Source organism: Streptomyces sp. 2A115 (genome assembly GCF_052245575.1).
Classification (GTDB): Bacteria; Actinomycetota; Actinomycetes; order Streptomycetales; family Streptomycetaceae; genus Streptomyces.
This window is the reverse complement of sequence record NZ_JBQQCG010000164.1, coordinates 1-9,101: the sequence shown is the minus strand read 5'-3', so window position 1 is coordinate 9,101 and position 9,101 is coordinate 1. Positions and strand designations below refer to the sequence as shown.

8 protein-coding genes and 1 pseudogene are annotated in these 9,101 nt (G+C 68.2%); 6 read left to right on the top strand and 3 right to left on the bottom strand.

The window, feature by feature from the left end; all coding sequences use genetic code 11:
- Positions 1-216 precede the first annotated feature (216 nt).
- Both ACTWQR_RS54700 and ACTWQR_RS54695 read left to right on the top strand, forming a co-directional pair.
- Positions 217-552, top strand: coding sequence for an ArsR/SmtB family transcription factor (locus tag ACTWQR_RS54700; protein ID WP_443234835.1), 336 nt, complete (start codon positions 217-219; stop codon positions 550-552).
- A gap of 1 nt (position 553) precedes the next feature.
- Positions 554-1,279: a cation transporter gene (locus tag ACTWQR_RS54695; RefSeq protein WP_443234834.1), complete on the top strand. Its 726-nt coding sequence runs from the start codon at positions 554-556 to the stop codon at positions 1,277-1,279.
- A gap of 72 nt (positions 1,280-1,351) precedes the next feature.
- Here ACTWQR_RS54695 and ACTWQR_RS54690 read toward each other — a convergent pair whose 3' ends face one another.
- Positions 1,352-1,507: a hypothetical protein gene (locus tag ACTWQR_RS54690; RefSeq protein WP_443234833.1), complete on the bottom strand. Its 156-nt coding sequence runs from the start codon at positions 1,505-1,507 to the stop codon at positions 1,352-1,354.
- On the opposite strand from ACTWQR_RS54690, the pseudogene ACTWQR_RS54685 reads away from it, so the two are divergent.
- From ACTWQR_RS54685 to ACTWQR_RS54670, 4 genes and pseudogenes are all read left to right on the top strand, one after another.
- Positions 1,461-1,685: pseudogene (locus tag ACTWQR_RS54685) on the top strand (hypothetical protein); the annotation flags it as partial. The gene ACTWQR_RS54690 and the pseudogene ACTWQR_RS54685 sit on opposite strands and share 47 nt — an antisense overlap.
- A gap of 99 nt (positions 1,686-1,784) precedes the next feature.
- Complete coding sequence (locus ACTWQR_RS54680; RefSeq protein ID WP_443234832.1) at positions 1,785-2,513, top strand: TSUP family transporter; 729 nt, start codon at positions 1,785-1,787, stop codon at positions 2,511-2,513.
- Positions 2,514-3,365: 852 nt separating this feature from the next.
- The gene (locus tag ACTWQR_RS54675; protein WP_443234831.1) at positions 3,366-3,704 is read left to right on the top strand and encodes an effector-associated constant component EACC1; all 339 of its coding nucleotides are present in this window, start codon (positions 3,366-3,368) and stop codon (positions 3,702-3,704) included.
- The gene (locus ACTWQR_RS54670; RefSeq protein WP_443234830.1) at positions 3,701-6,076 is read left to right on the top strand and encodes a caspase family protein; all 2,376 of its coding nucleotides are present in this window, start codon (positions 3,701-3,703) and stop codon (positions 6,074-6,076) included. The genes ACTWQR_RS54675 and ACTWQR_RS54670 overlap by 4 nt, the downstream gene beginning before the upstream one ends.
- A gap of 321 nt (positions 6,077-6,397) precedes the next feature.
- On the opposite strand, the gene ACTWQR_RS54665 is transcribed toward ACTWQR_RS54670, so the two are convergent.
- Together ACTWQR_RS54665 and ACTWQR_RS54660 are read right to left on the bottom strand one after the other, a co-directional pair.
- The gene (locus ACTWQR_RS54665) at positions 6,398-6,886 is read right to left on the bottom strand and encodes a DUF6292 family protein (RefSeq protein ID WP_443234829.1); all 489 of its coding nucleotides are present in this window, start codon (positions 6,884-6,886) and stop codon (positions 6,398-6,400) included.
- Between the two features lie 31 nt (positions 6,887-6,917).
- The gene (locus ACTWQR_RS54660) at positions 6,918-7,925 is read right to left on the bottom strand and encodes a DNA polymerase Y family protein (protein WP_443234828.1); all 1,008 of its coding nucleotides are present in this window, start codon (positions 7,923-7,925) and stop codon (positions 6,918-6,920) included.
- Positions 7,926-9,101: the final 1,176 nt, after the last annotated feature.

The following is a 9,101-nucleotide window of genomic DNA, read 5'->3' as shown; positions in this document are numbered from 1 at the left end:
CCCGGGACGGCCTCCCGGCTCGAAGAACAAGCACCGAGCCAGGCACCACGACGTCGGCAAGACCGTCAAACGCGCCGAGTCGATCAAGGAACACCAAGCCCGCCCACGTTAAACGCCAAGCTCAGTACGTGTTTCTGAACCGGGCTGGAGGGGACGTGCTCGGACTGCGATTGTGCAAGGTTTTCTGAATCCAGGAATCCATGTACCGTCGTTGGTGTGCTGACTCTCGCTGCTGACATCGAGGTGCTGGTGCGGTTCGGCCGCGCCCTCGCCGACCCGATCCGCTGCCGGATCCTCCTTGCCCTGCGCGAGGCTCCGGCTCATCCCGCCGACCTCGCCGACGCGCTGGAGATCTCCAGAACCCGGTTGTCGAACCACCTGGCGTGTCTGCGCGACTGTGGCCTGGTCGTTGCCGTGCCGGTGGGCCGCCGCACTCGCTATGAGCTCGCCGATGAACGACTCGGGCATGCGCTGGACGACCTGCGCACCGCCGTGGTGGCGGTCGAGGCGGACAAGACCTGTGTGGACGCGGATGAGAAGGGCTGCTGCTGAGATGACCGCGGAGATATCCATCGGCATAGGCCCGTCCACTGCCCGCCGGGATGTACTGGCCCGCCGGATACGTCTGCTGGTCGCGGCGACGATCACGTACAACGTCATCGAGGCGGTCGTCGCGATCACCGCGGGGACGCTCGCCTCCTCCACCGCGCTGATCGGCTTCGGCCTGGACTCGGTCATCGAGGTCTCCTCGGCTGCGGCGGTCGCCTGGCAGTTCTCCGCCCGCGACCACGCGGTGCGCGACGCCCGGGAGAAGCGCACGCTGCGGATCATCGCGGTGTCGTTCTTCGCGCTCGCCGCGTATGTCAGCGTCGACGCCGCCCGGGCGTTGGCCGGCACCGGCGAGGCCGAACGCTCCATCCCCGGCATCGTCATCGCCGCGCTGTCCCTGGCCGTGATGCCGTTCCTGTCGGCTGCCCAGCGCAAGGCCGGCCGCGAACTCGGCTCCGCCAGCGCGGTCGCCGACTCCAAGCAGACGCTCCTGTGCACCTACCTGTCCGCCGTCCTCCTGGTCGGCCTGGTGCTCAACGCCACGCTCGGCTGGTCCTGGGCCGACCCGATCGCCGCCCTGGTCATCGCCGCCATCGCGGTCAAGGAAGGCCGCGACGCCTGGCAGGGCAAGGGCTGTTGCGCGACACCGGCCGCCGCCGCAGCGGTGTCGCCCCAAGGACCCGAAACCGACGCCTGCGGGTGCCGTCCTGGATGCGACTGCTGCGGCTGACCAGCCTGATCACGTCGGTCAGGCGGCTTGCGTGAGCGGGGGCTGAGTGTCGGGCCGGCGGGCCAGACTTACTCAGTCGCGGCGGCTGAAGAGCGCTTTGAGTAGTCCCGGTGGTTGGTGGGCGAGGTCGTCGCGGCAGTCGGGGCAGTGACGGCCGTCCTCGGGCGGGACGTTCTCGTACGGCACCGTGCCGCCCGGCGGCGGCAGGGTCACTTTCGAGATCGACAAGGCTGATCCCCAGAACCCCACAGGGAACAGGTTCACCGGCGAGCGCTTCGAGAAGGCCCTGAACGTCACGCTCAACTCGGTGGTGTTCCGCTCCTCCGGCCAGGACCTGGCTTTATTCACGAGTTGTGACGGCGGTTGTACGCGGCTTTCGGAGGCGCCCGGATCCGCGGACGGGTGATGTTCACGAGATTTGAAGGCAGTGCGGGGCTTGCCAGGACAGGGAGGCTGCGACCCCCGCTACGGCCCACCCCCAAGTCGGCGGGAAGAATGCGCTGTCATGGAGACGGTGCTGCTGGGGGTCGTGATGGTGGCCGCGACGTTCGCCACCGCGGCGCTGTCGGCGGTAGCGGGGTTCGGTGGCGGGGTGCTCCTGCTGCCGGTGTTCGTCGCAGTCCTCGGCACCCGGGACGCGGTCGCGGTCCTGACCGTCGCCCAGCTGGCCAGCAACGGCAGCCGGGTGTGGTTCAACCGGCGCGAGGTCGACCGGCGCCTGGTCGGCATCTTCGCGCTCGGCGCCGTCCCCGCCGCAGCGGCCGGGGCCCTGCTGTTCGCCACCGCGCCGCTGCCCGCCCTCACCCGCGTCATCGGCGTGTTCCTGCTGTGCATGGTTGCCTGGCGGCGCTGGAAGCCGCACGCGGCCCAGCTGGATGACCGCGCGTTCGCCGCCGTCGGGGCCGCCTCCGGGTTCGGCTCCGCGCTGGTCGGCTCGGTCGGGCCGATGGTTGCCCCGTTCTTCCTCGCCCGCGGCCTGCTGCGCGGCGCCTACATCGGCACCGAAGCCGCCTCCGCGGTGGTGATGCACCTGACCAAACTCGTTGTCTTCGGCGTCGCTGCCGTGCTGACCGCCACCAGCGCCGCCATCGGCCTGGCCCTCGCCCCGGCCAGCGCAGCCGGGGCCTGGGCGGGCAAGAAGATCGTCGACCGGCTGCCCGCCCATGTCTTCGTCCTCATAGTCGAGGCGGGCCTGATCGCCTCCGGCCTCCTGCTGGCCATCACCGGCGGCTGACAGACCCCTGGTGACGTCATTTCTCGCGAACATTCATGCCGCTGCCAACCGCCAGCTGCCTCCCGAACCGGTGGACAAACGCTGCTGCTTGAAGTGAACGAAGCCAAGGACCTGACCACCACCGGCACCTACATCGAGATGACCTCCGGCGTGGCCGAACCGCTCCTGTTGGGCCTGGCGGTCCTGGCCGTCCGTAACCGCGTCAAACGCTGACCCCAGCACCGCCACGATCGAGGGGCAGAGAGCCGCAGCCACCGGACCCTGCAGCAACCGGTGCGCCCGAAATGACATAAGAAGCTGTGCCTGAACCTCTTCGTACTGGTCACGGCATGGATTCCGCTGGATCGATCATCTGCTTGCCGTTCGGATGTACGTCACGAACGTCTCTTTGGACACCAGCGTTCGGGGTGTCGGGGGACGGGGTTTTCTGGCTATGGCAAGATCTCCGCCTACGAAAATCTTGCCATAGCCGCGTTCAGGTGTACGCCGACACGGGGTCAAGGTCTTCATGAAAGCGGCGAGGGCGGTCGGCTGCTGCTGAGGTTGTGAGTGGCGAGGCCCAGGACGTAGGCACAAGGCGTCCGGTTCGTGATGCTGTGTCAGCTCACGAGCGTTTCAGGAGCATGACAGGAAGGCCTCCAAGATCCCGCAGTCCTCCACGCGGCGTGTCCCCTCTGAACGATGGGGCCTGCCGACGTAGCGTCTCTGATCCTGCCTGCCTTTGAGTAGCTCAGCGAGCAATCAGGCGGTGATGCCTCGGGAAGGCCTACATCGCTCCCGCCGACCTTGCGGGTTCTGATGACGAAACCGTTGACTTGGCGCTACTTTGCGACTGTCTGAGAGGGGGCGCTGGTGTCCAATGTGATCCGGGTCAGCGCGGACGGCGTGGGCGACGAGCTGCGTTCGTTCCAGGAGTGGCTTTGGAATGAGCCGGACGTCCGCCGCTATGCGGTGATCTCGGTGGAAGCCGCGGAGACCGGCGAGGGTGAAATGGGCGGCGCGCTGGACGTCGTGAAGCTGGTGATCGACACCAATTTCCAGATCCTGAACTTCGGCCTCGCCTACGTGGCCTGGCGGGCAACCCGTCCGCGCCCGACCCCTGTGACGGTTGAACGCGACGGAGTCAGGATCACTCTCGATGAGAGCGATCCTGAGGCTGTCGCCCGGCTTGTGCGGGCGTTGGACGAGTGACCGCACTTCCCGACCCGTCCGCGTCGCGTGCGGTACTCATCGGGACCAGCCGCTACACCCACTCCTCGCTGGACGACCTTCCCGCTGTGGCTTCGAATCTCGATGCGCTCGCCGGGCTTCTCCGCTCGCCCGACGTGTGGGGGCTGCCCGCCGAGAACTGCATTGTCGTGTCGAATCCGGCCACCGTCGTGGAGATGATCGGCCCGATCGCCCGTGCCGCCGCCGAAACGACCGACACACTGCTGGTGTACTACGCGGGCCACGGGCTGGTGGCGCGACTGGCCTCGGAGCTTCATCTGGCCCTGACCGGTTCGGAGCAGCCGAACACCTCCTACACTGCCGTCCCGTTCGGGCTGGTTCGGGAAGAACTGGCCGGAACTCGCGCCGAGCGGCAGGTAGTCGTCCTCGACTGCTGCTACAGCGGGCGGGCCCTGGGACGGATGGCCGGTGGCGACTCGGCGGAGATCGTTGCCGACGAGGCGGTGATCGAAGGCACCTATCTGATCGCCGCCGCCTCGGAGACCAAGACTGCGGTGTCGGTACCCGGGGAGCGGCATACCGCGTTCACCGCCGAGTTGCTGACGGTTCTGCGGCGGGGGCTGGCGGGCAAGGGCCCTTACCTCGACCTCGACACCCTCTACCGGGAGATCGAGGCATCCTTGCGGGCCAAGCAACGTCCGCTTCCGCAGAGCAGGGTCCGTAATACTGCCGGCCGTCTCGCGTTCCGCAACCGGGCCTTCAACGACCGCCATCAGCACTGGCGGGAGCTGATCACCGAGGCCGAACGCACCGCCCGCACTCTCGCTAAGCCGGAGCATGCCTTTGGCTGGATCATCGCGGGCTTGGCCGCGCACGACCCCGCCGAGGCCGAACAGCTGGCCCGCACCATCAAGAAGCGCAAGAACCGGGAATTCAGGCTTTCGCAGCTGGCCGAAGTGATTGCCGGGACCGACTCGGCCGACGCAGAACGCATCGCCGGCACCATCACCGACCCTCTTTCCCGGGCCGAGACATTGGCGAAGATCGTCGAGGCGTCGGCCGGGCAAGACCCTGTCGCAGCCGAACGCATCGCCCGCACCATCACCTTCCCCCGGCAGTGGGCCGCAGCACTCCGCAACGTTGCAGAGGCGCTGATTGAGCGCAGCCCCGGCAGGGCACAGGAGCTTTTGGCAGAAGTCGAGCGCTACATCCGCACGATCGCCGACCCCCAAGAACGGGCTGCGGAGCTGCAGGCCAACGCCGTAGCGTTGATCAAACACGATCTTGGCCAGGCCATGGATCTCATGACCGAGGCCGAACGCCTTCGCGCCCCCACCATGACCAGCGATCTTTACACCAGGTACCTGAAGGTGCAGGAGGCGCTGGGGGTCCTAGCTGAGCAGGCCCCTGCCGAGGCGGAACGCTTCGTTCACGCCATGCTCGCAGAGGCCTCCCCCGATGACCGCGTGTCCATGCTGACGTCCGTCGTAGGGGACCTGGCAGAGCGCGCTCCGGCAGCCGCCGAACGCATCGCCTACACCTTCAATGACCCGGAACTACGGTTCCTTCGTATAAAGGAGTTCATCGGGACACTGGCCGGGCGGGATCCCGATGCGGCTGAACGTGTCGCCCGCACCATCACCAACCCGAAGACCTTGGGCCCTACACTCCGCACCATCGCCCAAGCCCTGGTCGAACACAACCCCGACCATGCCAACGCCCTGCTGGCCGAAGCCGAGCACGCCATCCGCGCCCACGGCGAACCCGGCGAACTCGTCATGGAACTCTCAGCCGTCGCTCAGGTGCTGGCCCGCCTCGACCCAACCCGGGCCATAAGCCTGCTGGACGAAGCCGAACGCCTCATTCCTGTAGCCCTGGATGCCGGCACGCGCGCGGCCGTCGCCGCCAAAGACATATTCTTCCGAAACGCCGAAACCACAGCGGCGCATCATAAGTTCTACTTCCTCAAAGCGATGGCCGCGGGATGGGCGGAGCTGGACCCGTCCCGAACCGCAGAGCTGCTTACCGAAGCCAAGCACCACGATCAGCTTCGCGCCCTCGGCCCCCTTGTTATGCAGGACGGGATCATCAGGACACTGGCCAAGCGGGACTCCACAGCTTCCGTACGGGTCGCTCGCCTGTTCTCGGGCGGCTTCGCCCAAGCCATGGCATTTGAGGCCATCATGGAAGTACTGGCCCCGCAGGACGCCGCCGAAGCTGAACGAATCGCTCGCACGATCACCGATCCGAGGTCGCAGTCGCGGGCGTTGCAGATCATCATCGAGGCGCTGATCGAACGCGATCCCCCCGAAGCCGAGCGCATCGCCCGCAGCCTCCCTGACCCGCATGCCAAGATCCACATGCTGGGGCTGCTCGCCATCTCGGTTCCCTGAAGCCGCCGCAGGAGTGGGCGCAGGGGACGTTGCCACCCAGCACGCGCCCGGCTCGAACAGTAGTGCCATCCGGGCGACTATCCTGCGGCTGAGGTGACTGGTGCTCGTCACCCGGAACAGGACCCACGACGACTCCCGTGCCCCCGATCGCAGAGCTGGATCCCTCGGCTCTGACCTGCCCCGGTGACCAGGTCGGACTGTGCGCCACATGCCAGCGCAAGACGCAGAGATACGGCCGCGGTGGCTGTCCCTGTGCCAGTGGTGCATGGCACGGGCGATGGAACAGTGGGGCACGAACGTGCGCTTCGTCAGCACCCGCGTCTAGGTCGACTCACCGCCCGTCCATAGGGTGCCGGGCTTTTTGAGGGTGGCACGGAACAGCTCGATCGTGGCCCGCACGTGTGGTGCCCGCTCCCACTCCGCGCCGTACTCGCCGGTGGGGGTGCGCCAGTTGCGTACCAGCCGCTCGGCCACCTGGGCAACGTCGTCCGGCGCCGCGAAGACCCGATGCAGCGCCGCGAGTGGTCGGGGCGGGGTCGCGATGGACGGGACCGCACCGAGGTAGGCGTAGGCCCAGCCGGTCTCTTCCTCCCAGTGGAACCGCAGGCCGCCCACGCCGGCGGTGCGGCTGATGTACCAGACCAGCCTGATGTACATCCGGTCGCCGCGCTGGGGGTAGGTGCGGTCGGCGCGGACGGTGCCGGGCGGGATGCCGCGCGCGGTGAGCGCGTCGTCGACGGCCTGGACGTAGGGCCAGTGCGGCAGTTGGTGTGCCGCGCCTGGTCCAAGCCCCGGCGGGTTGAGGATCACCAGCTCGCCTCCACGGCAGGGATCGGATGGTTCAGGAGACGTGCAGGAGGGTGGCGGCAGGACGGATCGCGCCGGGGCCGAACTTCTCGCGGATGCGGTCGCTGACCGCTTCGGCGACCAGGCGGTTCTCGCGCGCCTGGTCAAGGCTGATCTGTTGGGCGACCTGGTCGGCGTCGACCAGGTCCTCGCCCTTGAGTACGAGTCCGGTCAGGCGGCCGCGCTGGAGGCCGGCGGCGTCGATCAGCCGGTACGCCAGCGTGCGCAGGTCGTCGTCGTGTGCGGAGGCCTCCGGCAGGCGGCGGGTCTTCTCCCAGGCGGTGCCGCCGGCGAACCGCAGCATCAGCGTCAGGGCGCGGGCCACCTGGCCCCGTTGGCGCAGCCGGCGTCCGAGCGTGGCGACCAGCTCGAGCAGGGCCGCGCGGGCCGCGGCGCCGTCCAGGGTGTGCCGGGCGAAGGTGTGGCGCACGGCCAGGGAGGCGGGCAGGGTGCGGGGGGTGACGGGGCGGGGGTCGATGCCGCGGGCCCGCTCTGCAGCCGTCCGTCCGGCGCGGCCGCCCAGCAGGCGCTGCACGGTGGCCGGCGGGATCGCGGCCAGCAGCCCGACGCAGTGCACGCCGTACTCGCGCAGCGCCCGGGCCTGGCGCGGGCCGATGCCGTGGAGGGCTTCCACGGGCAGCGCCCCCAGCCATCCGGTGACCTGGTCAGGGGCGATGGCCAGGACGCCGCCGGGGGCGCCGATCTGGGCCGATGCGGTGGCCGCGACCGTGACCGTCGGCCCGATCCCGACCCGCACGTCGACACCCAGCCGGGAGATGAGCCGCACCCGCAGCACCTCGCCCAGTCGCCGGGCATCCACGCCGTGGTAGCGCAGCGCGCCCTTCAGCTCCACCAGGGCCGCGGACGGCGGCAGGGCCTGGACGACCGGGGAGAGCTCCGCGAGCTGTTCCAGGACCTGCCGGAAGGTGTCCTCCGGCAGCCGGTCGGGGCAGCGCACATGCATCACACTCGACACCTTCCGTACCGGTTCGCCTGCGGTCATGACACCCACCTCCTCCGCCCCCCACGTTATCGAACTAGAATTCGAATCGCGAGAGGCGGGCCGGACTGCCCGCTGTGACCTCCAGCGATACATGGCCAGTCGCAGCCATACTTGGCCACTCGGTCACCGTGGATCTTTCAACCTGCGATTTCGTTCGGCGGACGTACCGATTCCGGGGCCCGGCTGGCCGACTGTCGCCGTGGCCAGCTGCGCTTGAGAGGAGGGCCGCAGCCTGGGCCAGAGCGCGCTGGACCGGCTGTTGGAACGCCTGCTGGACGTTCCCACCCCTTCCGGCGCAACGCCGCGTCAGCTCGTACCGGTCGTCGAAGTCCGGCACCGGAACGAGCCCCCGTTCGAGCGTGACGTATAGGTCCGGACGTCGTAGCTCATGGCGCCGAGAGCGAGCACCGCTAGGGGCCACCCCAATGGGGAGTTGGCGGCGTCGGCACTGGTGAGCAGCGCGGTACTCACCAGTGCCGGCGATTCACCCGCAAACCGGCACGACGGACACGGACACCCATCACCCCGGCCGCCGCCTGGGCCCGACCAACATCACTCATCGTCGTCACGAGGACGGCCCGGCCCGCCTGGCCTCCGCGTCCGTGAGCCGAAGGTATCCCTAGTCGCTACACGGGAGGTACACCCACTTGGATACGTCACGCGTGACGATACCCCCAGACTGGGATGAGGCTTCGATCCTGTATTGGGTGCCCTTGGTTCCCCGGCAAGTCCAGGACAGGTTCAGGACGCTAGTCCCGTTCCCACCGGCACTGTCGACGGTGTCGTCAGACCAGTAGTCATCACGCACGAGACGTGCGAGGACGGAAAGGTTGGTTGACCCTCCCCATCGATACTGAGCGTGAACCTTGCCGCCTGACGCCCAGACCTTCGCAATCCTGGACGGGAACTGTGATTGCTGCTTTGCAGCATTCGCCTGGGTTCCCGTTGCCAATGCTGTGGTGCGGGTGGTCGTGCTGTGGAGGGTGTTGGGCCGGGACGGTGTCTCGGTTGCCGTGGCGTTTGCCGTGGTGACGGACCCGGCAGCCAGGCTAAGCCTCGATCCACCGATGTGGTCTGAGGGTGATCTTCTGGCTGAGGTCCGGGGGACGGCCGTTGGATTGGGCAGCCTGTAGCGGCTGGTCTGCCCAGCGTTTCCACGTGTTGGGTTCCGGTTGG